This is a genomic window from Sphingopyxis sp. (assembly GCF_050725655.1).
In the GTDB taxonomy this organism is placed as follows: domain Bacteria; phylum Pseudomonadota; class Alphaproteobacteria; order Sphingomonadales; family Sphingomonadaceae; genus Sphingopyxis.
Genome location: NZ_JBOHHT010000053.1, coordinates 70,750 through 96,971, shown reverse-complemented (window position 1 = coordinate 96,971; position 26,222 = coordinate 70,750). Strand labels below are relative to the sequence as shown.

The 26,222-nt window shown below is 65.1% G+C and carries 22 protein-coding genes; 7 read left to right on the top strand and 15 right to left on the bottom strand.

The features are described 5' to 3' along the window. Window positions 1-28: 28 nt before the first annotated feature. Both ACREBX_RS07260 and ACREBX_RS07255 read left to right on the top strand, forming a co-directional pair. Complete coding sequence (locus ACREBX_RS07260) at window positions 29-460, top strand: MAPEG family protein (protein WP_431561079.1); 432 nt, start codon at window positions 29-31, stop codon at window positions 458-460. Window positions 461-473: 13 nt separating this feature from the next. Further along, on the top strand, window positions 474-908 hold the full coding sequence (locus tag ACREBX_RS07255) for an MAPEG family protein (protein WP_431561078.1): 435 nt from the start codon (window positions 474-476) through the stop codon (window positions 906-908). Window positions 909-937: 29 nt separating this feature from the next. Here the strand turns inward: ACREBX_RS07255 and ACREBX_RS07250 are convergent, their stop codons facing one another. The 8 genes from ACREBX_RS07250 to ACREBX_RS07215 are packed head-to-tail and all read right to left on the bottom strand — an operon-like array spanning window position 938 to window position 10,708. After that, complete coding sequence (locus ACREBX_RS07250) at window positions 938-2,137, bottom strand: class I SAM-dependent RNA methyltransferase (RefSeq protein ID WP_431561077.1); 1,200 nt, start codon at window positions 2,135-2,137, stop codon at window positions 938-940. Further along, complete coding sequence (locus tag ACREBX_RS07245) at window positions 2,134-3,495, bottom strand: NAD(P)H-hydrate dehydratase (protein WP_431561076.1); 1,362 nt, start codon at window positions 3,493-3,495, stop codon at window positions 2,134-2,136. Before ACREBX_RS07245 ends, ACREBX_RS07250 begins: the two co-directional genes overlap by 4 nt. 25 nt (window positions 3,496-3,520) lie before the next feature. Continuing rightward, complete coding sequence (locus ACREBX_RS07240) at window positions 3,521-3,910, bottom strand: hypothetical protein (protein ID WP_431561075.1); 390 nt, start codon at window positions 3,908-3,910, stop codon at window positions 3,521-3,523. After that, window positions 3,907-5,766: a dihydroxy-acid dehydratase gene (ilvD, locus tag ACREBX_RS07235; RefSeq protein WP_431561074.1), complete on the bottom strand. Its 1,860-nt coding sequence runs from the start codon at window positions 5,764-5,766 to the stop codon at window positions 3,907-3,909. Before ilvD ends, ACREBX_RS07240 begins: the two co-directional genes overlap by 4 nt. Before the next feature lie 59 nt (window positions 5,767-5,825). Next, window positions 5,826-6,557: an N-formylglutamate amidohydrolase gene (locus ACREBX_RS07230; protein WP_431561073.1), complete on the bottom strand. Its 732-nt coding sequence runs from the start codon at window positions 6,555-6,557 to the stop codon at window positions 5,826-5,828. Next, window positions 6,554-7,402 carry a 4-(cytidine 5'-diphospho)-2-C-methyl-D-erythritol kinase gene (locus ACREBX_RS07225; RefSeq protein ID WP_431561072.1) on the bottom strand — a complete coding sequence of 283 codons (849 nt, stop codon included), beginning with the start codon at window positions 7,400-7,402 and terminating at the stop codon, window positions 6,554-6,556. Before ACREBX_RS07225 ends, ACREBX_RS07230 begins: the two co-directional genes overlap by 4 nt. Next, entirely contained in the window at window positions 7,399-9,015 is a 1,617-nt protein-coding gene (locus ACREBX_RS07220; RefSeq protein WP_431561071.1) for a tetratricopeptide repeat protein, read from the bottom strand. Before ACREBX_RS07220 ends, ACREBX_RS07225 begins: the two co-directional genes overlap by 4 nt. Before the next feature lie 37 nt (window positions 9,016-9,052). After that, window positions 9,053-10,708, bottom strand: coding sequence for a 4Fe-4S dicluster domain-containing protein (locus tag ACREBX_RS07215; protein ID WP_431561070.1), 1,656 nt, complete (start codon window positions 10,706-10,708; stop codon window positions 9,053-9,055). A 141-nt stretch (window positions 10,709-10,849) separates the two neighbouring features. Between ACREBX_RS07215 and ACREBX_RS07210 the strand changes: the two genes are divergently transcribed. The 5 genes from ACREBX_RS07210 to ACREBX_RS07190 all read left to right on the top strand — a co-directional run bounded on the left by ACREBX_RS07210 (window position 10,850) and on the right by ACREBX_RS07190 (window position 15,488). Continuing rightward, window positions 10,850-11,617, top strand: a complete 768-nt coding sequence (locus ACREBX_RS07210; RefSeq protein WP_431561069.1) for a uracil-DNA glycosylase family protein — start codon at window positions 10,850-10,852, stop codon at window positions 11,615-11,617. Between the two features lie 12 nt (window positions 11,618-11,629). Next, window positions 11,630-13,384 carry a transglycosylase SLT domain-containing protein gene (locus ACREBX_RS07205; protein WP_431561068.1) on the top strand — a complete coding sequence of 585 codons (1,755 nt, stop codon included), beginning with the start codon at window positions 11,630-11,632 and terminating at the stop codon, window positions 13,382-13,384. Further along, window positions 13,374-13,898 carry a molybdenum cofactor biosynthesis protein B gene (moaB, locus tag ACREBX_RS07200; protein WP_431561067.1) on the top strand — a complete coding sequence of 175 codons (525 nt, stop codon included), beginning with the start codon at window positions 13,374-13,376 and terminating at the stop codon, window positions 13,896-13,898. The genes ACREBX_RS07205 and moaB overlap by 11 nt, the downstream gene beginning before the upstream one ends. A gap of 152 nt (window positions 13,899-14,050) precedes the next feature. Then, the gene (locus tag ACREBX_RS07195) at window positions 14,051-15,139 is read left to right on the top strand and encodes a PA0069 family radical SAM protein (RefSeq protein ID WP_431561066.1); all 1,089 of its coding nucleotides are present in this window, start codon (window positions 14,051-14,053) and stop codon (window positions 15,137-15,139) included. 58 nt (window positions 15,140-15,197) lie between these two features. Next, window positions 15,198-15,488: a GIY-YIG nuclease family protein gene (locus ACREBX_RS07190; protein WP_431561065.1), complete on the top strand. Its 291-nt coding sequence runs from the start codon at window positions 15,198-15,200 to the stop codon at window positions 15,486-15,488. Between the two features lie 64 nt (window positions 15,489-15,552). Here ACREBX_RS07190 and ACREBX_RS07185 read toward each other — a convergent pair whose 3' ends face one another. The 7 genes from ACREBX_RS07185 to ACREBX_RS07155 all read right to left on the bottom strand — a co-directional run bounded on the left by ACREBX_RS07185 (window position 15,553) and on the right by ACREBX_RS07155 (window position 26,203). Further along, window positions 15,553-17,151 carry a long-chain fatty acid--CoA ligase gene (locus ACREBX_RS07185; protein ID WP_431561161.1) on the bottom strand — a complete coding sequence of 533 codons (1,599 nt, stop codon included), beginning with the start codon at window positions 17,149-17,151 and terminating at the stop codon, window positions 15,553-15,555. 77 nt (window positions 17,152-17,228) lie between these two features. Then, a complete protein-coding gene (gene dnaE, locus ACREBX_RS07180; protein WP_431561064.1) occupies window positions 17,229-20,729 on the bottom strand; it encodes a DNA polymerase III subunit alpha in 3,501 nt (1,166 codons plus the stop codon). A 151-nt stretch (window positions 20,730-20,880) separates the two neighbouring features. After that, window positions 20,881-21,357 (bottom strand): glutathione peroxidase, encoded by a 477-nt coding sequence (locus ACREBX_RS07175; protein ID WP_431561063.1) that lies wholly within the window; start codon window positions 21,355-21,357, stop codon window positions 20,881-20,883. Between the two features lie 27 nt (window positions 21,358-21,384). Further along, window positions 21,385-22,062 (bottom strand): ABC transporter ATP-binding protein, encoded by a 678-nt coding sequence (locus tag ACREBX_RS07170; protein WP_431561062.1) that lies wholly within the window; start codon window positions 22,060-22,062, stop codon window positions 21,385-21,387. Then, the gene (locus ACREBX_RS07165; RefSeq protein WP_431561061.1) at window positions 22,055-23,305 is read right to left on the bottom strand and encodes a lipoprotein-releasing ABC transporter permease subunit; all 1,251 of its coding nucleotides are present in this window, start codon (window positions 23,303-23,305) and stop codon (window positions 22,055-22,057) included. The genes ACREBX_RS07170 and ACREBX_RS07165 overlap by 8 nt, the downstream gene beginning before the upstream one ends. Before the next feature lie 554 nt (window positions 23,306-23,859). Continuing rightward, a complete protein-coding gene (locus ACREBX_RS07160) occupies window positions 23,860-24,543 on the bottom strand; it encodes a Crp/Fnr family transcriptional regulator (RefSeq protein ID WP_431561060.1) in 684 nt (227 codons plus the stop codon). Window positions 24,544-24,571: 28 nt separating this feature from the next. Continuing rightward, the gene (locus tag ACREBX_RS07155; RefSeq protein WP_431561059.1) at window positions 24,572-26,203 is read right to left on the bottom strand and encodes a CTP synthase; all 1,632 of its coding nucleotides are present in this window, start codon (window positions 26,201-26,203) and stop codon (window positions 24,572-24,574) included. Window positions 26,204-26,222 lie beyond the last annotated feature (19 nt).

The following is a 26,222-nucleotide window of genomic DNA, read 5'->3' as shown; positions in this document are numbered from 1 at the left end:
ATCGCGGCCAAACGGATGGGGGAGCCAAATGCCTGAAAATCTGCCCGCGCCCGGCGCGGTGCTCGCGCTGTGGACGCTCATCATGCTCACCTGGGCGGGGGTGACGCGCTTCCAGGCATTTTCCAAGGTCGGCATCGATCTGAAGGCCGCGCCGCCGGGTGGCCGCGGGGTCGATCTGGAAGGCGTGCTGCCGCCGCTCACCAACTGGAAATCGCATAATTATACGCATCTGTGCGAGCAGCCGACGCTCTTTTACGCCGTCATCATCTTCCTGCACCTGTCGGGCGGCAGTACCGACCTCACGCGCGGGCTGGCGTGGGCCTATGTTGTGCTGCGGATCGTCCACAGTTTCTGGCAATCGACGGTGAACCGCGTGCCGGTGCGTTTTGTCATTTTCACGGTCGCGACGCTGTGCCTCTTCGCACTGGCATTGCTGGCGGTGGTCGCCACTTTGGGTTGAGGGGAGAGGGACGATGGAAAATAATGCAATCCTGGGACCGGTCGCGACGCTCGCGCTCTGGTCGATGGTCATGTGGGTGTGGATGTACGCGACGCGCATCCCCGCCATGAGCCGCGCCAAGATCGACGCCGCCAAGATGGTCGGCGGCACCGGCAAGGGCCTCGACGATGTGCTGCCGCCCGAAGTGCAGTGGAAGGCGCACAACTATAATCATCTGATGGAGCAGCCGACGATCTTCTACGCCGTCGCGCTCGCGCTGGCGATCGGCGGTATGGGCGGCGGGCTCAACGCGCAGATCGCCTGGGCCTATGTCGGGCTGCGCATCCTCCACAGCCTGATCCAGGCGACGGTCAATCGCGTGATGTGGCGTTTTGGCATCTTCGCCCTCGCCAGCCTCGCGCTGATCGCGTTGTCCCTGCACGCCTTCATCGGCTTTGTGCTGCATTGAGCAAAACCCCTCCCTGTCGGGGAGGGTAATTATTTCGAAAACCGGCTCGCGAGTTCCACATGGGTCGACCAGCGGAACTGGCCGACGGGCTGCACCCAATCGAGCGTGTAACCGCCTTCGATCAGCATCTTTGCATCGCGCGCGAAGCTGGCGGGATTGCAGCTGACATAGGCGATTACGGGGGCCGCTGACGCCGCCAGCTGTTTCACCTGCTCCTCTGCCCCTGCCCGCGGCGGATCGAGGATGATCGCGCCGAAGCGATTGAGCTCGGCGGGCACCAGCGGTCGGCGAAAGAGATCGCGATGCTCGGTCGCGACAAGCGCGCGGGCGCGGTTTGCCGCTCCCGTCAGCGCCGCAATCGCCTCGCGCGCGCCTTCGGCGGCATAGACTTTGCGTCCAGCCTGAACCGACAGCGCAAAGGTTCCAACGCCCGCGAACAGATCGGCGACCGCGCCGGCATCACCGATCGCTTCGGTCACCGCTTCGATCAGTGCGGCCTGCCCTGCTCTCGTAGGCTGCAGAAAGGCAAAGGGCGGGACTTCCACCGTCACGTCGCCAAAGCGCATCGTCGGCGGCTCGGGCTGCCAGAGGATTTCAAGGCCGTCGCCCTGGTCGATCGCGAACCGCGCCAATTTATGCGCGCCGGCAAAATCCTGGAGCGCCATTGCGGCATCGAGCCCCTCGGCCTTCACGCCCTCGAGGATCAGTTCGACGCCCTGATCGAGCATCTGCAGCTTGACCTTCACCGGGCGCCGCGGCTGCGCGATCATCACCAGCAATTCGCGCACCGGCGCGATCAGCGCGAAGAGTTCGGGAAGCAGCAGCGGGCACATCCGCATGTCGACGATCTGGTTGCTCTGCGCGGCGTTGAAACCGATCGCGACCTGCTTGCCGGTACGAAGCGCGGTCAGGACGGCGCGGCGGCGGCTTTGCGCAGGGGAGAGCATGGCGGGCAGGACCTGAATGCCCATCACCTCCTGTCCCTCGAGCCCGCCGACCACGCGGTCGCGTACGAAGTCCGCGAGCGCGGGCTCCGCCACATGCTGCAACTGGCAGCCGCCGCATTTGCCGAAATGCCGGCACGCCGGATCGGTACGGTTCGGACCCGGAATGATGATGCCGTCGTCGCGCACGCGGTCGCCTGGCACGCCGCCCGCCACATGGCGGCCGTCGCCCGTCACGCCATCGCCGCGCGCGGCAATGCGCTCGATCAGCGCAGCTTCAGTCATACAGGGGTATTTCCTACCAGATCGTCGGCGACAAGGCCGGGGCCTATACGCGCGGCCTGCGCGATATGCCAGCCCACCGCCGCGACCGCAGCATCAAAGGCATCCCCGCCGCGCGCGAGCATCGCGCCGCACGCCCCCGCAAGCACATCGCCCGTCCCCGCCGTCGCGAGCCAGGGGCTTCCCGGCCAGGCGGCGGCAACACGGCCATCGGGCGCGGCGATGATGGTGTCGGCGCCCTTGTAGATCACCACCGCCTGCGTCCGCGCCGCTGCCGCTTTGGCGCGGTCGATCTTGCTGCCGTAAAGCTGGGGGAAAGCGCGCGCGAACTCGCCCTCATGCGGGGTAAGGATTGCCTTGCGCGGCATTTCCGACAGGCGCGGCAGCGCGGCATCGATGGCGGCCGCGTCGAGCACGAGCGGTTTGCCCGAATCGAGCGCCGCCTCGACATCGAACAGCAACTCGTCGCCCGCCGGGAATCCCGGTCCGATCACCACCGCACCGACGCGTGGATCGTCGAGCCGCTCGCCGAATTTCGCGTCGCTCTCGGCAATGATCGCCGAGAAGGGCGCCCCCTCGCTGCCGTCGAGCACGACATATCCTGCGCCCGCGCGCAACGCCGCCGCGGCGGTCAGTCCGGCAGCGCCGCGCATCGGCCCGGCGAAAACCAGCACCATGCCGCGCGTGAATTTGTGCGCCGTGACGTCGGGCTTGCGCGGCCGCAGCGTGGGCAGGGTGCGCATCGCCTTGCTCGCCGATATGCCGATGGGCGCGAGCCGGACGCGCCCGCAACTCGGCGCGGTCGGAAGCAGTACATGCGCGGGCTTCAACGCGCCCAGCGCCAACGTCACATCGGCGGCGAGCGGCGGCGTCCAATCTTCGGCACCATCGCTCTCCACCCCGCTCGGGAGGTCGACCGCCAATATGCGCCGGTCGGAAAAATGCCGGAGGATCGTGGCAAGGCCGTCCGGGATCGGCCGCGACAATCCGACACCGAACAGCGCATCGACGATCAAGGGCGCAGGGGCAAGGCGGCCATTCAGCGGCTCGACCGGCCCGCTCCACCCTGCCCGCGCAGCCTTTGCCAGATTGGTTGCGGGCTCGACCAGCGCGGCGACGCGCACTGCTGCCCCACGCTCCGCGAGCACGCGCGCGGCGACATAACCGTCGCCGCCATTGTTGCCGGGACCGCACAGGATCAGGATCGGCGCGCCCGCCGCCATTCGCCACGCTGTATCGGCGACGGCGGCGCCCGCGAGGTCCATCAATTCGGAAAGCGATGTCCCCTGGATCGCGCAAGCGGCCTCGGCTTCGCGCATCGCCTTGCTGGTCAGGATAGGGGCGTCAGCAGGAACGGGCATCGCCGTTTCCCTAGCATGATTTCCGCTACTTCGCGCCGCCTGTATTGGCAGGCAGGCGATAACGGTCGTTGCCGATCGCGACCTCGATGACGTTATCGCCGACGATGCTCACTTTCGCGGCCTCAGCGCCGTCGGCCGACACCACGCCGCGCCCGTCGGTCGTGATCTGCAGGCGGCGATAGCCGACGTTGCTGCGCCCGACGACGAGAATCGCCCCGCCCTCGCCGCTCATCTCCTCGACAGTGCAGGTGCGGTCGAACAGCTTCGCGCCCTCGAGCGCGCATTCGATGCGCCCGTTCTCGGCGGCTTCGCGCGATCCGCGCGCCTCGGCCTCGGCAATGTCGCTGTTGTCGGATGTGCGATTGCAGCCCGCGAGCGCAACCAGCGCCAGCAATGCCCCCCCGAGTCTTCTCATCCCTTGCCCTTCAGCTGCGACAGGTCGCGCACCGCGCCGCGCGCCGCGCTGGTCGTCATCGCGGCATAGGCTTGAAGTGCTACCGAAACCTTGCGCGGGCGCGGTTTGGCTGGTTGCCAGGCTGCGTCGCCCTTCGCTTCCATCGCGGCACGGCGCTCGGCGAGGACGCTGTCGGCGACCATCAGGTTGATGGTGCGCTTCGGGATGTCGATCTCGATCAGGTCGCCATTCTCGACCAGTCCGATCGTGCCGCCTTCGGCCGCTTCGGGCGACGCATGACCGATCGATAGCCCCGACGTGCCCCCCGAAAAACGACCGTCGGTGACCAGCGCGCACGCGGCGCCGAGACCCTTCGATTTGAGGTAGCTCGTCGGATAGAGCATTTCCTGCATCCCCGGCCCACCCTTCGGTCCCTCATAGCGGATCACGACGACGTCGCCCGCCTCGACCTGCCCGGTCAATATGGCGGCGACCGATGCGTCCTGGCTTTCATAAACCTTGGCGGGCCCGGTAAATTTCAGGATGCTCTCGTCGACGCCCGCGGTCTTCACGATGCAGCCATCGAGCGCGATATTGCCCGACAGCACCGCCAGCCCGCCGTCCTGGCTGAAGGCATATTCGGCCGACCGGATCACGCCGGCTTCGCGGTCGAGATCGAGATCGTCCCAGCGCCGGTCCTGGCTGAACGCCACTTGCGTCGGCACGCCGCCCGGCGCCGCCATGAAGAATTTCTGCACCGCGGGATCGTTGGTGCGCGAGATGTCCCATTTGTTGAGTGCATCGCCCAGCGTCGCGCTGTGCACCGTCGGCAGATGCGCGTGGAGCAGCCCCGCGCGCTCGAGCTGGCCGAGGATCGCCATGATGCCGCCGGCGCGGTGGACATCCTCCATATGGACGTCGGCCTTGGCGGGCGCGACTTTCGACAGGCACGGAACGCGGCGCGACAGCCGGTCGATGTCGTCCATCGTGAAATCGACCCCGGCCTCGAACGCCGCAGCGAGCAGGTGGAGCACGGTATTGGTCGATCCGCCCATCGCGATGTCGAGGCTCATGGCATTTTCGAACGCTTCGAACGTCGCAATATTGCGCGGCAGCACGCTGTCGTCGTCCTGCTCATAATGGCGCTTGCACATCTCGACGACGATGCGTCCCGCGCGCAGGAACAGCTCCTTGCGGTCGGCGTGCGTCGCGAGCGTCGAGCCATTGCCCGGCAGCGAGAGTCCCAGCGCCTCGGTCAGGCAATTCATTGAGTTGGCGGTGAACATGCCCGAGCATGACCCGCACGTCGGGCACGCTGCGCGCTCGATCTCGTCGACTTCTTCGTCGGTATATTTCTCGTCGGCGGCGGCGACCATTGCATCGACCAGATCGAGCGCGACCTCCTTGCCCTTGAGTATGACCTTGCCCGCCTCCATCGGTCCGCCCGACACGAACACGACGGGGATGTTGATGCGCAGCGCCGCCATCAGCATGCCCGGCGTGATCTTGTCGCAGTTCGAAATGCACACCATCGCGTCGGCGCAATGCGCGTTGACCATATATTCGACCGAATCCGCGATCAGGTCGCGCGACGGCAGCGAATAGAGCATGCCGTCATGCCCCATCGCGATGCCGTCATCGACCGCGATCGTATTGAATTCCTTGGCGACGCCGCCCGACGCCTCGATCTCGCGCGCGACCATCTGGCCGAGGTCCTTGAGGTGGACATGGCCGGGCACAAACTGGGTGAAGCTGTTGACCACCGCGATGATCGGCTTGCCGAAGTCGCCGTCCTTCATCCCCGTCGCCCGCCACAGCCCGCGCGCGCCGGCCTGATTGCGGCCATGGGTGGTGGTGCGCGAACGATAAGAAGGCATTTTTCAGATTCCTAGAAATATTATTTCATAAAATAGCGAAGAGATGCGCCTCTACACGCCTAGGGCGTGATGTTCAACGCCACGTTCTTGCACATTCGTCCCAATCTCTCGGCGAACAACGCCTGCCCCGCCGCATCGCCGACCAGATCCTGCCGCATTTCGATCCCGACATAAGGAATCCCGTTGCCCTCGGCATGACGGTTCATCGTCGCATTGAGCAGCTTGCCCGAATAGGGCTGCTGGTCGCCCACGGTCATCCCTTCGGCTTCCAACGCTGCGATCGCGGCGCCCGCCAGCCGGTCGTCCTCGTTATAGAGCACCCCGACATGCCATGGCCGCGCCTGATCGGGATGACTCTCCAGCGACGGTGTGAAGCTGTGCAACGACAGGATCATCGCCGGGCGCTGCGCTGCGATCGTTGCAGCGATATGCGCGTGATAGGGCCGGAAGAAACGCGCCAGCCGCGCCTCGCGCCCCGCGTCGCCCAGCGCATTGCCCGGAACCGCATGCCCGTCGCTCGCGATCGGCAGCGCCCCCGGCGCATCATCTTCGCGGTTGCAGTCGACAACGAGCCGCGACACCCCGCCGAGGATCGCAGCATCGACCGCGCCGCTCTCGACGAGCAGCGCCGCCACCTCGGCCACGCCGATATCGATCGCGATATGGTTGGTCAGCAGCGCGAGGTCGATGCCAAGGTCGACGTCGCCCGGCACATAGGCCGAGGCATGATCGGCGATCAGCAAGGTGCCGCCCGCGCGCGCTTCGCCGATCTGACGCCATGCTTCGCTCATCGCAATGTCCCCGCCATCAACCACCAGCCAGGATGCCGCTCTGCCAACAGGGCGGCTGCGGCATCGCGCTCAGCCGCTGCATCGAACAGAGCAAAACAGGTCGCGCCCGACCCCGACATGCGCGCGAGCCACGGGCGCAGTCCGCCGAGTTCGAGCAAAATGTCGGCAATCGCCGGGCATTGCGCGATCGCCGGACGCTGCAGATCGTTGCGCGCGCCCAGCAATTGCGCGCGCAGATCGGAGCCGGTGAACAGCGGCCCGCGATCGATCCCGTCCCATGCCGCGAAAACCGGCCCCGTCGCGACCGGCTGGCGCGGATTGACGAGCAGCACCGGCGTTCCGCCAAACCGCAGTTCGGGCACCGCGCTCAACTCTTCTCCCACGCCGACGCCGAGACAGGTCGTGCTCGCAACACAGGCGGCAATATCGGCACCGAGCGAGCCAACGAGCCGCGCGAGTGTAGCGTCGCCCAACTCGGGCAGAAAATGCGTCCGGATCAGCCGCGCCATCGCGGCGGCATCGGCCGACCCGCCGCCAATCCCCGCCGCCACCGGCAGCCGCTTGGTCAGCGTCACGGCAAGCGGCGGCACCCGATCGGCGCCATAGCGGCCGCGCAGCAACATGAGCACTTGCATCACCAGATTGTCGCCGCCCGCGCTCAGTCCTTCGGCGAATTCACCGTCGATCGCCAGATTGTCGGTATCGCCGAATTCGGCCGTGACCGCGTCGCCACCGTCAACGAAGGCGAACAAAGTCTCGATCTCATGATAGCCATCGGCCCGGCGCGCCCGGACGTGGAGCGCGAGGTTGATCTTGGCCCAGCCCGTCTCGCGAAACGCAGTCACGGTGCGGTGTTGGCGGGGGTCAGCCCGTCGCGCAGCTTCGCCTCCAGCCGCGTCGCCATCTCGGCCTCGGCGAGCAGCGCGGCGGCGCGCCAATTGTAGCGCGCCTGAAACTTCTGCCCCGCCTTCCAATAGGCGTCGCCCAAATGCTCGACGATCACGGCATTTCCGGGTTCGCCGAGTTGCGCCTTTTCGAGCAGCTTCACCGCATCGTCGGTACGCCCGGTCAGGAAATAGGCCCAGCCGAGCGAATCGGCGATGCTCGCATTCTGCGGTTCCTGCGCCCACGCCGCCTCGATCCGCGCGAGCGACTGTTTGACATCCTTGCGCCGTTCGAGCGCCGAATAGCCGGCGAAATTGAGGATCGAAGCATCGTCGGGCCGCAGCGCGACGGCTCGTTCCATCAGCGGCGCCGCGGCATCCCACTGCCCCGCCTGCAGCAGCAGTTCGGCGCGTGCGATCAGCAGCGTGCCACGGAGCATATTGTCGCCCGCGCTGTTCCCCAATGACGCTTCGAGGCGCTCATAGGCGCGTGCGGTCGCAGCCGGATCGCCCGATCGCCGCGCGATGTCGGCCAGACGGGCGAGCATGCTGCGCGCCCCATTGTTCGTCGCGGCGGCCTCGGCCAGCTTGGCCGCACCGGGCAGGTCGCCGGCATCGGCCATCAACTCGGCGCGCCGCATCGCGAGAACCGGCGGGAGCGGCGCGCGCCCGGTTTCGAGCAGCGCCATCGCATCGCCCCGCTGCCCATTGCGATCGAGCGCCTCGACGAGCGTCGTCCGCACCGCCAGATCCTCATCGTTGAGCCAATAGGCGGCGCGCGCGAACAGCAAGGGCAGCTTTGCGCTGCCCCCCGGCGTCCGCGCCAGTCCGTCGGCGAGCAGGCCAAGCCATTGCGCCACACCCGCTTGCGGCGTCGAAACGGGTTGGTCGGGCAGCAACAACATCGGATCCTCGCGCTGCCCCGTCGCGATCGCGATCCGCCCGCGCAGCCGCTGCGCCACGTCGCGCGAGCCCGCCCTGTCGAGCGTCGCCGCAAGCCGAAGGCCGACGAGTTGGCTTGTCCGGTCGGTCAGCGTGACGCCGTCGGTCAGCGTCGCCGCCTCGCCGGTGCGTTTCGTCGCGATCTGGACGAGCGCGACCTGCAGCGTCAGCGCCGGTTCGGGCCGCTGGCGGCTATTAACGGCAAGCAGATGCCGCTCGGGTTGCTTTTCGCGTGCACCGACATCGATCCAGGCGTTCACCGTGGGCAGGATCAGCCGCGCGATCGTGTCGGCCCCGGCCTTGTCGATGCGGCCCGCCGCATAGTCGCGCGCGGCCTTCCAGTCGGACCGGCGCATCGCATCGACCATCAGCACGAGTTGCGCGTCGAAACGGCGGTCGCCCGCGGTCCACAAGCGCAGCGCAGCGGCGCGTGCCGCTTCCAGGTCGCCCGCCTCGATCGCCTGTTCGAGCATGCGTCCGCGCAGGCCCGGCAGGTCGGGCGCGACGCCCGAAACCGCGGTCAGCGCCGACAGCGCGGCAGCGGGCTCGCCGCCTTCTTCCGCCAGCCGCGCCCGGACGAGCGCGTTGAGCGCGGCGCCATTGTCGTCGACGGCATGCGCCGGAACCGCCACCGCAATCGCGGCGGCGGTCAGAAAGAAGCGTGCGGGCTTACATGTTCGGGTAATTGGGGCCTCCGCCGCCTTCGGGGGTGACCCAATTGATATTCTGGGTCGGGTCCTTGATGTCGCACGTCTTGCAGTGGACGCAATTCTGCGCGTTGATCACGAATTTCGGATCGCCCTCGGCCTCGCCGACGATCTCATAAACCCCCGCAGGGCAATAACGCTGCGCCGGCTCGTCATAGAGCGGCAGGTTATAGGCGACCGGGATCGACGGGTCCTTGAGCTGCAAATGGACCGGCTGGTCTTCCTCATGGTTGGTGTTCGATACGAATACCGAGGAAAGGCGGTCGAAGGTCAGCACGCCGTCGGGTTTCGGATAATCAGGTTTCGGCATGATGTCAGCCCGGTACAGGCTCTCATTGTCCGGATGATGCTTCATCGTGAAGGGCACTTTGATCTTCAGCGTTTCGAGCCACATCGTGATGCCCGACAGGATCGTCCCCGCCATGTCGCCATATTTCTCGACGAGCGGCAGCACGTTGCGCACGACGCTGAGTTCCTTCTTGACCCAGCTGTCGTCGAAGGCGGCCTGATAGGCGTCGAGCGTGTCGCTGCTGCGGCCCGCAGTCACCGCGGCAAACGCCGCTTCGGCTGCCATCATGCCCGACTTCATCGCCGTATGCGTGCCCTTGATGCGCGGGACGTTGAGGAAACCCGCGGTGTCTCCGATCAGCGCCCCGCCCGGGAAAGCAAGCTTGGGCACCGACTGCAGCCCACCATCGCTGATCGCGCGCGCGCCATAGGAGACGCGCTTGCCGCCTTTCAGGATCGCAGCGATCGCGGGATGCGTCTTCCACTTCTGCATCTCCTGGAACGGGGAGATGTGCGGGTTGCGATAGTTGAGCCAGGTCACGAAACCGAGCGCGACCTGCCCGTTCGCCTGATGATAGAGGAAGCCGCCGCCATTGGCGTTCTGGTCGAGCGGCCAGCCCTGCGTGTGGATCACGCGGCCCGCGGCATGGTTCCCGGGCTTGATGTCCCACAATTCCTTGACGCCAAGGCCATAGACCTGCGGCTCGCAATCGGCGTCGAGCGCGAACTGCGGCTTGAGCATCTTGGTCAGATGGCCGCGCACGCCTTCGGCAAAGAAGGTGTATTTCGCATGGAGCTCGAGGCCGGGGGCATAATCGCCCTTGTGGCTGCCGTCGCGCGCAACGCCCATATCGCCGGTTGCGACACCTTTGACCGAGCCATCCTCGTTATAGAGTATCTCGGCTGCCGGGAATCCCGGGAAGATTTCGACGCCCAGTCCTTCGGCCTGCTCGGCGAGCCAGCGGCAAAGATTGCCGAGGCTGCCGGTGTATGTCCCGACATTATGCATGAAGGGCGGCGTGATGATGTGCGGCAGGCCGATCTTCTTGGTCTTGGTCAGGATCCAGTGCTGGTTGTCGTTGACCGGCACCTCGGCGAGCGGGCAGCCTTGCGTCCGCCATTCGGGCAGCAGTTCGTCGAGCCCCTTGGGATCGATCACCGCGCCCGAAAGAATATGCGCGCCGACCTCGGATCCTTTTTCAAGGATGCACACCGACAATTCGCTGCCCGCGTCATTTGCCAATTGTTTGAGGCGGATCGCCGCCGATAGCCCCGCCGGCCCCGCGCCGACAATGACCACATCATAGGGCATCGATTCCCGTTCGCTCACCGCAAATACCTTTCTGCCGTCCCCGCGCGGGATCATTCATCGTGTCCCGCGCTCATTCTGTCACGAAATGCGATGCCCGCCAATTGACGGGTCCGTCAACCACCTGTTTGGTGTAAATCGATGGGTGGGTCATATTCAGCGTTGCTGGCACAAAGCACTTGCGACTGGTGGTCGCTGGCGGGTGTCGACGCGCTCGTCGGCGAGCAGCCCGCAGGCTGGCTCGTCACGCCGCCCGCGAATGACGCTGCGACGGCCAAGCCGAAACGCGTCATCAACGCCGAACCCGAACTGGCTCCGCTTCCCGCCGCGCTCCAGCGTCAGGAGACGCCGGAAGCCGTCGAAGCGAAGGGGCCGACCGTCTTTCCCGACGATTGGGGCGAATTCCAGCAATGGCTCGCGGCAAGCGACGATGTGCCGGGCAGCCAGTGGGACGCGCGCCGCGTGCTTCCGGTCGGCGACGCCAGCGCGCCGCTGATGCTGCTCACCGCTTGGCCCGAAATCGACGACCAGCGCGACGGCACGCTCTTCGCGGGCGCGGCGGGCAAGCTCCTCGATGCGATGTTGCAGGCGATCGGCATGGCGCAGGGCGATTGCTATGTCGCCAGCCTCGCGGTGACGCGCCCCGCCGGCGGACGCTGCGACGGCGACGAGGCGGCCGAGCTTGACCGGCTGCTCTGGCATCATCTCCGGCTGGCCAAACCCGGACGTCTGCTGTTGATCGGCAGCGACATCGTCCGCATGGCCGCAGCGGCGGCGCTGCCCGATGTGCGCGGAAAGTTACTCGATATTAACCAAGATGGCGGCAAGATGGAGGCCGTGGCTGTGGCGCATCCCGCGATGCTGCTGGCCCGACCCGCCCAGAAGGCGGCGGCCTGGGATAGCCTGAAACTGTTCAACCGGGGACGTTGACGGATGCAGAATATGACCAAGACATTCATTTCATGTGCGGTTCTCGCAACTGCCCTCGCTGCCTCGCCGGCGTTCGCCGCCGATGCCGTCAACCGCGATCTTGTGTCGGCGCCGCAGACGGTGCCCGACATCTTGTCGTCGAAACAGAAACAGCTTTACACACAGGTCCTGACCGCGATCCGTGGCCAGCGCTGGGCCGAAGCCAAGTACTTGCTCGATGGCGCGGATAACGGCCCGCTCAACGATTTCCTGCGCGCCGAACTGCTGACCGCCGCGAATAGCCCGCGCGCCGAAATCGGCGACATCATGCCGATCCTCTCCCGCTCGCCTTTCCTGCCGCAGGCCGAACAGCTCGGCCGTCTCGCGACCCGGCGCGGCGCGACCGACGTGCCGACGCTGCCTCTTCAGTCGCGCCTTACCTGGGCCGGCACCGCGCCGCGCCGCCTCGGCGCCGACGCCGTCAGCGGCGACCCCGCTGCCGCAGCGCTGGCGCACTCGATTCCCGAACGCATCAAGAATGACGATCCGGCGGGCGCCGAAGCCCTGCTCAACGCCGCCGGCGACCAGCTCACCCCCGAAGCACGCAACGAATGGCGGCAAAAGGTCGCCTGGTCCTATTATATCGAAAATGACGACGCCAACGCGCTGCGCCTCGCCGGCGAATGCAGCAGTGGTCAGGGCGCTTGGTCGACGCAAGGCGCGTGGGTCAAGGGCCTCGCGGCGTGGCGCACGCGCGATTATCGTACCGCACTGACCGCTTTCGACCGCGTCGCCAAGGAAGCGCCCGACAGCGAACAGCGCGCCGCCGCTTATTACTGGTCCGCACGCGCCGCGATCGCCGCGGGCGACCCCGCATCGGTGCAGCAGCGCCTGCGCGCTGCCGCCGCCAATGAGGAAACCTTCTACGGCCTCCTCGCAGCCGAAACGCTCGGCGTCGAACCGAACCGCCAGCGCGAGAATGTCCGCGCCGATCGCAGTGCCTGGCGCGCGCTCGAAGACCTGCCCAACGTCCGCGCCGCGATGGCGCTGTCCGAGATTGGCGAAGATAAATATGCCGACGCCGCGCTGCGCCATCAGGCGCTGATCGGCGACGCACGACAGCATGAGCAGTTGCTCGCGATCGCTGGCGTGCTCAGCCTCCCCGAAACGCAGCTCTATCTTGCCCACAACACGCCGCAGGGCCGCAAACCCGCTGCCCAGGCGCGCTATCCACAACCCAAATGGGAACCCAATGGCGGGTGGAAGGTCGATCCGGCACTGGTCTTTGCCCACACGCTCCAGGAATCGCGTTTCCAGCGCACCGTCGTCAGCCCGGCAGGCGCGTTCGGGCTGATGCAGGTGCGCCCCGGCACCGCACGCGACGTCGCACGCTGGCGCGGCGATCTCGGGACGGGCGATCTGCGCATCCCGGCGGTCAACATGGACATGGGGCAGAGCTATCTGCAATATCTGAGCAAGGATCCCTCGACCGGCGGACAATTGCCCAAGGTGATCGCCGCCTATAACGCCGGTCCCGCGCCCGTCGCGCGCTGGCAGTCCGAGATCCGCGATAATGGCGATCCTTTGCTCTATATGGAATCGATCCCCTATTGGGAAACGCGCGGCTATGTCGGCATCGTGCTGCGCAATTACTGGATGTACGAAGCCCAGCAGGGCAAGCCGTCGGTCAGTCGCGCCGCGCTCGCGCAGGGCAAATGGCCGCGCTTCCCCGATGGCAAGGACCGCACGCGCCTGACTTACACCAGCGGCCTCGCGAATGCCGATTGACGAGAGCCTCGTCTTCAAGCCCGTCCGTATCGCGCTGCTGACGATTTCGGACAGCCGCAGCGCGGCGGAGGACCGCTCGGGCGACAAGCTCGAAGAATTGCTGACGACGGCGGGCCATATCCTCGCCGCCCGCGCGATCATCAAGGACGAAACCGCGCTGATCGTCTCGCGCCTCCACAACTGGATCGACGACCCCGAAGTCGATGTCGTGATCACCACTGGCGGCACCGGCCTGACGGGCCGCGACGTGACGCCCGAGGCGCTGCACCGGCTCGACGGCAAGGACATTCCGGGGTTCGGCGAGCTGTTCCGCTGGCTCAGTTATCAGACGATCGGCACCTCGACGATCCAGTCGCGCGCCTGCGCCGTCGTCGCGCGCGGCACCTATATCTTCGCGCTGCCCGGCTCGACCGGCGCGGTCACCGACGCGTGGGAAGGCATTTTGTCGACCCAGCTCGACAGCCGCCACAAGCCCTGCAACTTCGTCGAACTGATGCCGCGGCTCACCGAATAGCGCATCCTCAAATTTCGTCATCCCCGCGAAAGCGGGGACCCAGAGCGACACCCCGCGCGCTTCGAAGGGCGGAACTGGGTTCCCGCTTTCGCAGGGATGACGAATGAAGGTATGTTCTTTATTTGTTCTCATTGGCGCGATAAGATGCACCAATGGAATCGCCCAAACCCCTCCCCCCGATTTCGGGCCGCGGCGCGCCGACCAACCTGCGCCCGACGCGCACCGGATCGGCCGAGCGCGTCCTCGACGGCGACTGGCTCGACGCGGCGGAGGAGATCGACGGCGAGGCGCCGCGGCTGCGCACGACGGTCACGGTCGAACATCCCAAGACGATCATTTCGCGCAACAAGTCGCCCGACATCAGCTTCGACCGTTCGATCAATCCCTATCGCGGGTGTGAGCATGGCTGCATTTATTGCTTCGCGCGCCCGACCCACGCGTTCCACGACCTGTCCCCCGGGCTCGATTTCGAAAGCAAGCTCTTCGCCAAACCCGACGCCGCACAACTGCTGCGCGGCGAACTCGCGAAGCGCGGCTATACGGCGGCGCCGCTGGCGATCGGCACCAACACCGACGGCTATCAACCCATCGAGCGTGAATGGGGTATCACGCGGTCGATCGTCGAGGTGCTCGCCGAAACGCGCCATCCGCTGATTATCACCACCAAGTCCGACCGCGTGCTCCGCGACATCGACCTGCTCGCCGATATGGCGCGCGATAATCTGGTTGGTGTCGCCGTGTCGGTAACGACGCTTGACCCCGCCATCGCGCGCACCCTCGAACCGCGCGCGCCGCATCCGCGCCGCCGCCTCGCCGCGATCCGCAAGCTGATCGACGCCGGCGTACCGACGCAAGTCAATATCTCGCCGATCATCCCCGCGATTACCGATCACGAGATCGAGGCGATCATGGCCGCCGCCGCCGAAGCCGACGCGATCCGTGCGTCCTACATATTGATGCGCTTGCCCCATGAGGTCGCGCCCTTGTTCCGCGCCTGGCTCGCCGCCCACTACCCCGACCGCGCCGACAAGGTCATGCATATGGTGCAGGACATCCGCGGCGGGCGGGACAATGACCCCAATTTCTTCACCCGGATGAAGGGGCATGGTGTCTGGGCGCAGCTCATCCGCACCCGCGTCAAACGCGCCGCGCGCGAACATAACATGGACCGGAGCTTTCCGCCGATAAGGTCGGATTTGTTCAAGCCGCCCGAACGGGATGGGCAGATGGAGCTGTTCTAGCGGAATAAACGTCGCCCCCGCGAAGGCGGGGGCCGCTGGCAACTTGGGGCCGAGATCAATGAGAAGCGCCTATGTCTACATTATGACCAATAAGCCGATGGGAATTCTCTACATCGGTGTCACGGATAACCTGCCAGCTCGAATATTCGCGCACCGATCCGGAACCGGCTCTGAATTTTGCAGGAAATGGGGTTTGGTGCGCTTGGTTTATGCCGAACCCTTTGATCGCATCGACGAAGCGATAATCCGCGAGAAAGCTTTGAAAAAATGGAATCGCGTTTGGAAACTACGACTGGTTTCGGAAGCCAACCCCGAATGGACGGATTTGTTCGAGGGCATCAACGCCTGAGCAACGCCGACAGCGGCCCCCGCCTCCGCGGGGGCGACGGTCTTGCCAGCTCTCTTCTAAACACTCACGCCGCCGCCAGCGACTTCAGCTTGTAATCTTTGTAATCGTCGCGAATCTGGCGCTTCAAAATCTTGCCCGTCGCCGTGTGGGGAAGTTCCTCGACGAACACCACTTCGTCGGGCAACCACCATTTTGCGACCTTGTCCTTCAGATAATCGACGATCGCCGCCTCGCTCACCTCGGACCCCGGCTTTTTCACGATCAACAGGATCGGCCGCTCGTCCCATTTCGGGTGATAGACCCCGACCGCCGCCGCCTCCTGCACCCCCGGCGCGCCGACCGCGGCATTTTCCAGCTCGATCGAGCTGATCCACTCGCCGCCCGACTTGATCACATCCTTGGCACGGTCGGTGATCTGCATGACCCCGTCGGGGTGCAGCACCGCGACGTCGCCGGTGTCGAACCAGCCCTCGGCATCGGCGGCATCGGTATCGGCCTTGAAATAGCGCTGGATGATCCACGGCCCGCGGCATTGCAGCCGCCCGCTGGTTACCCCGTCGCGCGGCAGGACATGGTCCGCCTCATCGACGATGCGCAGCTCGACCCCGAACGGCGGGCAGCCTTGACGGCAAACGATGTCGACCTGTTCGTCGAAGCTCAGCTCGTCCCAGTTCCACGGCCGCTTGCCCATCGTCCCGATCGGGCTGGTTTCGGTCATCCCCCACGCATGACCGACGACGATTCCCGCCCGCATGAACCGTTCGATCATCGCGCGCGGCGCCGCCGAGCCACCGATGATCACGCGCTCGAGTTTGCCATAGCCGATGCCGGTCGCATCCATATGCGCGAACATCGCGATCCACACCGTCGGCACACCGGCGCTGTGGGTCACGCCCTCGTCGTGCATCAGGTCGCAGAGGATCTGCGCGTCGTTGGTCGCCGAGAATACCAGCTTGGCCCCGACCGTAGCGGCGGCGAAGGGCACGCCCCAGCTGTTGGCATGGAACATTGGCACGATCGGCAGGATCACGCTGCGGTTCGACAGGCCGAACACGTCGGGCTGGATCTCGGTGATCGCATGAATGACGTTCGAGCGATGCTCGTAAAGCACGCCCTTGGGATTGCCGGTGGTCCCGCTGGTATAGCAAAGCCCGACGGGATCGCGCTCGTCGAGCACCACCCATTCAAAGCTGCCATCCTCGGCGTCGATCAGGTCGCGATAGGAGAGATAGCCGTCGCGCGCCGGGGCATCGAACAGGATGAAATGCTCGACCGTCGGCAATTGCGGGCGCAGCCGCTCGATGATCGGCAGGAACATCGCATCGAACAACAGCACGCGGTCGTCGGCATGGTTGATGATATAGATGAGCTGCTCGTCGAACAGCCGCGGGTTCACCGTGTGGAGCACCCCGCCCATCCCCGCGCTGCCGTACCAGCTGACCAGATGATGGCCGTGGTTCATCGCCAGCGTCGCGATGCGGTCACCCTTTTGCATCCCCAGCTTCGTCATCGCTGCGGCGAAGCGGCGCGCGTCATGGCCAACCTCGCCCCATGTCGTGCGGGTCTGGCTACCATCGGCCCAGCGCGAGACGATCTCGCGATCCGCATGTTCGCGCGCGGCATGGTCGATCAGGCTGGTGACCAGCAGCGGCTGGCTCTGCATTCCGGACATCGGGCATTCCTCTCTTTTCTTTGCCCTAGGAATAAGGCGAGGAATGCATTTTACGCAAGCGTCAACGATCAGCGCGCCCGAAAGTCCTTGGGGGTGAACAGCGACAGCGTCACGTCGCTGATCCCCGCGACCGTTTCGAACCGCGAAACCACATCGGGGCCCAGCGCGAAACCGCGGCCGAGGTTGATGCGAAGTTCGTCGCCGGTGTCGGGGTCTTCGGTCAGGGCGAACACGCGCCCGCGTGCATCGTCGCGCCGTTCGAGCAGGCGCGCCATCTCCGCGATCGCATCGGGCAGCGCGACGCGGCATGTCAGTTCCAGTGCCGCGGTCGCCGCCATTTCGGCCAGCGGCTGCGCGCCGCGCACCGTGACGCGCGGCGTTTCTTCGCCCTCGAGCAGGTCGAGCTCGACCGACAGGATCGCGCAGCCGCCATCGGCCGCGAGCGCCTCCAATATCTTGCTCGCCTGCTCGTCGAAACAGCTCGACTGGAATTGCCCGCTGCGGTCGGAAAGCGTCAGGTTGAGGAAACGATTGCCGCGCTGCGATACGCGCGGCCGCGCGCTTTCGACCATCCCCGCCATTGTCATCGGAATGCGCGTGCCAGGCGTCATTTCGACGTTGGCGCAAATATCGCCATAGCTGCGTGCACCGCGTGCAGCCACGATCGCCTCATATTGCTCGACCGGATGCGCCGAGAAATAGAAACCGAACGCTTCCTTTTCGCGCGTCATCCGCTCGGCGAGCGTCCAGGGTTCGGCCGCCGGCAGTTGCAGAGCGGGCGCGATGTCGACATCGCCGCCGAACAGTCCGCCCTGCCCGGTCGACCGTTCATGCGCCGACGCATTGGCGCAGGCGAGCAGGCTTTCGGCCCCGGCAAACGCACGCGGACGGTTGGGCTCGACGCCGTCGAATGCGCCGGCCCCAGCTAGCGCCTCGATCTGGCGCCGGTTGAGCAGCTTGGGGTCGATACGGCCCGCGAAATCGTCGAGCGAAGCAAAATCGCCGCGATCGCGGCGTTCGGCCACGAGCGCCTCCATCGCGCGTTCGCCGACGCCTTTGAGAGCGCCGAGCGCGAACCGCACCGCCAGTTCGTCGCCGCTCTGCCCAACCGAGAAATCGGCCTCGCTCTCGTTGATCGACGGCGGGGCGACCTCGATGCCCAGGCGGCGCATATCGTCGATGAAGATCGACAATTTGTCGGTCTGGTGGCTGTCGAACGACATCGACGCGGCAAAGAATTCGTGCGGATAATGCGCCTTCAGCCACGCCGTCTGGTACGACAGCAGCGCATAGGCGGCGGCGTGGCTCTTGTTGAAGCCATAGCCCGCGAACTTGTCGATCAAGTCGAACAGCTCGTTCGCGGCCTTGGGGGCGATCTGGTTATGCTCGCCGCAGCCCTTGACGAAAGTGTCGCGTTGCGCGTCCATTTCGGCCTGGACCTTCTTGCCCATGGCGCGGCGCAGCAGGTCGGCGCCGCCGAGGCTGTAGCCGGCGAGGATCTGCGCCGCCTGCATCACCTGTTCCTGATAGACGAAGATGCCATAGGTTTCGGCAAGAATGCCTTCGAGCAACGGGTGCGGATAGGCGATCGCCTCGCGGCCGTTCTTGCGCGCGCCGAACAGCGGGATATTGTCCATCGGCCCTGGACGATAGAGTGCGACGAGCGCGATGATGTCGCCGAAATTGGTCGGCTTCACTGCCGACAGCGTCCGCCGCATGCCTTCGGATTCCAGCTGGAACACCCCGACCGTCTCGCCGCGCTGGAGCAGTTCATAGACCTTGGGCGTCGCATCCGAGTCTTCCCACGGCAGCGCGTCGAGATCGACATCGATCCCGCGCAGTGCGAGCAGGCGCTTCGCCTCCTTCAGCACCGACAGCGTCTTCAATCCGAGGAAGTCGAATTTCACCAAGCCCGCGCTCTCGACATATTTCATGTCGAACTGCGTCACCGGCATGTCCGAACGCGGGTCGCGATAGAGCGGGACGAGCTGGTCGAGCGGGCGGTCGCCGATCACCACGCCCGCGGCGTGGGTCGAACTGTGCCGCGGCAAGCCTTCGAGCTGGCGCGCCATGTCGAACAGGCGGCGCACGCCGTCGTCCTGCTTATACTCGGTCATCAGCTCGGAAACGCCGTTCAATGCGCGTTCGAGCGTCCAGGGATCGGTCGGATGGTTGGGCACCAGCTTCGCGAGCCGGTCGACCTGGCCATAGCTCATCTGGAGCACGCGCCCGGTATCCTTCAGAACCGCGCGCGCCTTCAGCTTACCGAAGGTGATGATCTGCGCCACCGTATCGCGGCCGTATTTCTCCTGCACATAGCGGATCACCTCGCCGCGCCGCGTTTCGCAGAAGTCGATGTCGAAGTCGGGCATCGACACACGCTCGGGGTTGAGGAAGCGTTCGAACAGCAGGCCGAGCTTGAGCGGATCGAGATCGGTGATCGTCAGCGCCCACGCAACGACGCTGCCCGCGCCCGAACCACGACCGGGGCCCACCGGAATATCGTGCGTCTTCGCCCATTTGATAAAGTCGGCAACGATCAGGAAGTAGCCGGGAAAGCCCATCTGGATGATAACGCCGACCTCGAATTCGAGCCGTTCGACATAGGTCTGACGCTCTTCGTCGGTCAGGTCGGGATAGTGCGCGAGCCGCAGGTCGAGCCCGTCGCGCGCGTCCTGGGCCAGCTGCGCCGCCTCGCCCTCACGATCGCCGGCGAGGCTCGGCAGGATCGGATTGCGCTTCGGCGCCATGAACGCGCATCGCTGCGCGATGACGAGCGTATTGCGCATCGACTCGGGCAGGTCCGAAAATGCATCTTCCATCGCCTCGGCAGGCTTCAACCACGCCTCCGGGCTGCTGACGCGCCGGTCTTCGCTTTCGACATAGGCCGACTGCGCGATACACAGCATCGCGTCGTGCGCGGGGTGGAATTGCGGTTCGACGAAGGATGCGGGATTGGTCGCGACCAGCGGCAGCGCCCGCGCATAGGCCATCTCGATCAGCGCCTTCTCGGCCGCCATTTCGATGGCATCGTTTCGCCGCGCCAGCTCGATATAGAGCCGCCCCGCGAACAGCGCTTCCAGCTGCTCGACATAATCATTTGCGGCGGTCAGCTGCTCGCCAGCGAGCAAGCGCGCGAGCGCACCCTCGCCGCCGCCGGTCAGACAGATCAGCCCATCGGTCTTGCCCGCAAGGTCGGACAGGGTGACATGCGGATCCTGCTCGACCGGGCGGCCGAGGTGTGCCGCCGACACGAGCGCACACAGATTGTCATATCCGGCATTGTCCTGCGCATAGAGCGCGAGCCAGTCGATCATTGGCGCGCCATTCGCGAGCCGCTGTCCCGGGCGCGCGACGCTCAGCAGCGTGCCGACGATCGGCTGCACGCCTGCCGCCTTGCATGCCTCGCCGAATGCCATGACGCCGTAAAGCCCGTTGCGATCGGCGACCGCGATCGCCGGAAACCCGCGCTCGCGCGCGGCTTTGGCGATCGCTTTGGGTTCGATCGCCCCTTCGAGCATCGTATAGCTGGAAAAGACGCGCAGGGGGACAAAGGGGCTGAAGGCCATCGGACGACGCTACAGTGACAGTTGCGATTCGACCACCATTCCATTTACCAAAAATCGTCATTGCGAGGAGCGAAGCGACGCGGCAATCCAGAGTAGGCGCAGAACCGCTCTAGATTGCTTCGCTCCGCTCGCAATGACGAACGTTTTTGGGCTAACCCAACAGGTCCTCAATCTCTTTCCGAAGCTGTTCGGGCTTGGTCGTTGGCGCGTGGCGCGACACGGTCTTACCATTGCGATCGACAAGGAATTTGGTGAAATTCCACTTGATCCCGCTGCCGAGCAGGCCGGTCTTTTCCTTCTTCAGATGCTTGAAGATCGGGTCGGCATCGTCGCCGTTCACATCGATCTTCGCCATCAAAGGAAAACTGACATCATAGGTCAGCGAACAGAAGTTCGCTATTTCCGCGGCATCGCCCGGTTCCTGCGCGCCGAACTGGTTGCACGGGAAGGCGAGGATTTCGAGCCCGCGATCCTTGTAATCGCGGTACAGCTCCTCCAGCCCCTCATATTGCGGGGTGAAGCCGCATTTCGACGCGGTGTTGACGATCAGCAGCACCTTGCCGCGATAATCGTCCAACGACTGCGCGCCGCCGCCGGGCAGCTTCGCCGAAAGATCGTATAATGCCATATTCCGTCCCCTGTCTGGTGCGCGAGCCTACGGCTCGATCCGCCCGTCGTGCAAGCGCAGCACGCGGTCCATCCGCGCCGCGAGCCGCTCGTTATGCGTCGCCACCAGCGCCGCCGATCCATGGTCGCGCACCAGCTTGACGAACTGGTCGAACACCCTGTCGGCGGTCGCCTCGTCGAGATTGCCCGTTGGCTCGTCGGCGAGCACCAGCAAGGGCCTGTTCGCCAGCGCGCGCGCCACCGCGACGCGCTGCTGCTCGCCGCCCGACAGCTTGCTCGGCTTGTGATGCAAACGCTCGGCCAATCCCAGTCGCCCGAGCAGGTCCGCGGCGCGTTCCTCGGCCTCGGCCTGCCCCGCCCCGCGGATCAGCTGCGGCAGGATCACATTCTCGATCGCGTTGAAATCGGGGAGCAGGTGGTGGAATTGATAGACAAAGCCGATCTTCTCGCGCCGCGTCTTCGTCCGCTCGCCCTGGTCATATCGCGTGACGTCGTGGCCGTCGATGCTGATCGTCCCGTCGAACCCGCCTTCGAGCAACCCCACGGCCTGCAGCATCGTCGACTTGCCCGACCCCGAAGGCCCGAGCAGCGCGACGATTTCGCCGCGCTTCAGATGCGCATCGACCCCGCGCAATACGTCGATGGTGACATCGCCCTGCGTGAAGCTGCGCTTCAGCGCATGAAGCTCGAGGACCATGTCACTCATAACGCAGCACCTGCACCGGATCGGTGTTCGCCGCCTTGAACGCCGGATAGAGCGTCGCGAGGAAGCTGAAGACGATCGCCATTACCGCGATCCCGGTGATCTCGAACGGGTCGGGTTTCGACGGCAATTCGGTAAGGAAGCGGATCGACGGATCCCACAAGGGCTGGCCGGTCAGGAACTCGACCCCGCGCAGCACGCCGGCGCGGAAATAGAGCAGCCCGAAACCGAAGCCCATGCCGACGAGCGTCCCCGCGACGCCGATCGACACACCGATCGTCATGAATATGCGCAGCACCGCATCGCGCGGCGCCCCCATCGTGCGCAATATCGCCATGTCGCGTGTCTTCGCACGCACCAGCATGATCAGCGACGAGACAATGTTGAATGCGGCCACCAGCACGATCAGCGACAGGATCACGAACATCGCCACCCGCTCGATCGACAGCGCTTCGAACAGGCTGGCGTTCATCGATCGCCAGTCCGACACGACCGCCTGCGCCGCAACCTTTTCGGCGAGTGGTTGCAATATCTCGCCGACCTTGTCGGGGTCGGTGGTCTTGATCTCGATCATCCCGACCTGGTCGCCAGTCAGCAGGAGCAACTGCGCATCTTCCATCGGCATCACGACATAGGCTTTGTCAAAATCATAGACGCCGATCTCAAAAATAGCCGAAATGCGATAGCTGATTTCGCGGGGCACGGTGCCGAACGGAGTCGGTCGCCCTTGCGGATTGATGATCGTCAGGTTCGACCCGACGGTTGCGCCGAGGTTGCGCGCCAGTTCGCTGCCGATCGCGATATTACCCGATCCGGCGGTCAGCGTGTCGAGGCTGCCCTGCAGCACCTTGCCGTTCAGCGTCTCGTTCTTGCGGATGTCGGGCACCAGCATGCCGCGCACCAGAATCCCTTCGACGCGCCCGCTGAACGTCCCGAGCAACGGCTGCTCGATCAGCGGCGTCGCCGAAACGACGCCCGGCGTCGCCTTCGCCTGCTTCAGCACGTCCTGCCAGTCGTCGAGCCGGCCCCCGAAGCCCTGCACCACCGCATGGCCGTTGAGCCCGACGATCTTGTCGAACAGGTCACTGCGTACGCCATTCATCACGCTCATCACGATCACCAGCGCCGCGACGCCGAGCGTTACCGCCAGAAAACTGAACGCCGCCGCGACGAAGATGAACCCTTCGCCGCGCTGCGGGAGCATATAGCGTTTGAAGATGGTGCGTTCGTAAGGACGCAGAATCATGGAGCGATGTGCCTTTGCGGCGCATGAGGAATGACACGCATAGCGCCGCTTTAAGCAGCGCCGGCACCTCTGGCAATGGCCGCCGACATGGCGTCAAACGGCAAATGATTTGCAGAATGTGTTGCCGATAGGCCACAGCGCCGGGCAAAAGCAGGCCCAACTGCCCGTCGAAGCGTGACAAACCCCCCCTGCGGACCTACCCACACTGCTTCTGGTTCAACGCGGCCCAAAGGCCCGGCTCCAGGGAGTGCAGGCCTTTCGCCGGGCTTGCAACAAAGGGGGATGGCGAGTGTTCGTCACAGGCGCCCGGGTTTCGGCAACGAGGCCCGGGCGTTGTGATTCCGGTGCCGCCCAACCATGACACTTTGGGGTGGTGAGCTTTCATTCCGATCCTCCCTGTCGCGCAGCGATGGGGAGGGAGACCGTCGCCGCAGGCGATGGTGGAGGGGCCGCGACGTTAGCGCTAAAGCCCCTCCGTCAGCGCTTCGCGCTGCCACCTCCCCATGCCTGCGGCACAGGGAGGATTTACGGCAACTGCTCGGTCGTTAGCCACCCTACCCCTCGCTCTCGCTAATATCCTCCAGCATATCGGTATCGAGCACCCGCACCCGCCCCTGCTCCAGCGAAATCACGCCTGATTCCTCCCAGCTCTTGAGCTGGCGGTTGATATGCTCGCGGCTCATCCCCGCAAAATTTCCAAGCTCGGTCTGGCTCAGCTCGACGCGGTGCGACGCCTCGACATCCTTGCGAATCAGCCGCTTGAGATAGCGCGCAAGCCGCGGACCCGACGCATAGGCGCGATCACTCTCGATCGTCTGGTCGGCGGTGCGCAGCCGCCGCGCGAGCTGCTGCATCAGCGACCATGCGAATTCGGGATGGCTTGCGGCAAAGTCCTTGAGCGCATTGCGGCCGAGTTGGAGCGCGCTCCCGGCGCTCGTCGCGGTGACGGACGCGGTGCGTTCGCCACCATCGAGTAGTGCGATCTCGCCCAGTATTGCGCCGGGTTCGGCATAGGCGAGCACGATCTCGCGCCCGCCCGAGGTCAGCATCGACACGCGCGCGGTGCCTTCGGTCAGGATCAGCATCATGTCGCCCGGGTCGCCCTGGACGAGCAATTCCTTGCCCTTGACGAAATTGACCTGCACCGCGCGGCGCGCAATTTCGTCCCAATCCTCGATGGAAAGGCCGGAAAAGATGCTGTCGGGGCCCTGCAACTCGGCAAGTCTTGCGTGATCCATGCCCCTAAATCCCTTTTTTCGGCCCGCTCTAAACCAACCGGCTCTGTTTCACCGCCGCTTCGATGAAGCCCGCAAACAAGGGATGCGGGTCGAACGGCTTCGATTTCAGTTCCGGATGGAACTGCACCCCGATAAACCACGGATGGTCCGGGCGCTCAACGATTTCCGGCAACATGCCGTCGGGCGACATGCCCGAAAAGACGAGACCGCCCTTTTCGAGCTGCTCGCGATAAGCGTTGTTGACCTCGTAGCGGTGGCGGTGGCGTTCGCTGATGTCGTTGGCGCCATAGACGCTCGCGACATGGCTGTTCGGCGACAGTTTCGCCTCATAGGCGCCCAGCCGCATCGTGCCGCCCAGATCGGTGTCGGCGCCGCGCTTCTGCAGACCTTCGGCGCTCATCCATTCGGTGATCATGCCAACGACGGGCTCGTCGGTCGGGCCGAATTCGGTGCTCGACGCATCTGCGATGCCGCTCGTGTTCCGCGCACCCTCGATGCACGCCATCTGCATGCCGAGGCAGATGCCGAAGAAGGGCACATTGCGTTCACGCGCGAAGCGCACGCTCGAAATCTTGCCTTCGGAGCCGCGCTCGCCGAAGCCGCCGGGGACAAGAATGCCGTGCATCGGTTCGAGATTGGCGGCCAGATCCTCGTCGCGCTCGAACATTTCGGCGTCGAGCCAGCGGATATTGACCTTGACCCGGTGCGCCATGCCGCCGTGGACCAGCGCCTCGTTCAGCGACTTGTAGGCGTCGGGCAGCGAGACATATTTGCCGACGACGCCGATCGTGACTTCGCCCTCGGGATGCTGCTTGCGGTCCATGATGTCGTACCAGCGCGACAGGTCCGGCGCGGGCGCATCCTTGATCCCGAACGCGTGCAGCACTTCGCTGTCCAGCCCTTCGCCATGATATTGGACCGGCACCGAATAAATGCTGTCGGCATCGAGCGCCGGGATGACCGCTTCCTTGCGGACGTTGCAAAATTGCGCGATTTTCGCGCGTTCGCTCTCGGGCAGCGGCTTTTCGCAGCGGCAGAGCAGAATGTCGGGCTGGACGCCGAGCGAGGCGAGTTCGCGCACGCTATGCTGCGTCGGCTTGGTCTTGAGTTCGCCCGCGGCCGCGATGTACGGCACCAGCGTGACGTGAACCGAGATCGCGTTTTCGCGCCCGACTTCGTTCTTGAGCTGGCGGATCGCCTCGATGAAGGGCAGCGATTCGATATCGCCGACCGTGCCGCCGATTTCGCAGAGTACGAAATCGAGATCGTCGGTCTCGGCACGCGCGAACGCCTTGATCTCGTCGGTGACGTGCGGGATGACCTGCACCGTCGCGCCCAGATAGTCGCCGCGGCGTTCCTTGGTGATGATATCGCGATAGACGCGGCCCGAGGTGACATTGTCGCTCTGCCGCGCCGCAACGCCGGTAAAGCGTTCGTAATGGCCGAGGTCGAGGTCGGTTTCCGCGCCGTCGTCGGTCACATAGACCTCGCCGTGCTGATAGGGCGACATCGTGCCCGGATCGACATTCAGATAGGGATCGAACTTCCGGATACGGACGCGATAGCCACGCGCTTGCAACAAAGCCGCGAGGCTAGCCGCCATCAAACCTTTGCCAAGCGAGGAGACCACGCCGCCGGTGATAAAAATGAACCGCGCCATGGGAGGAAAGACTTACTCA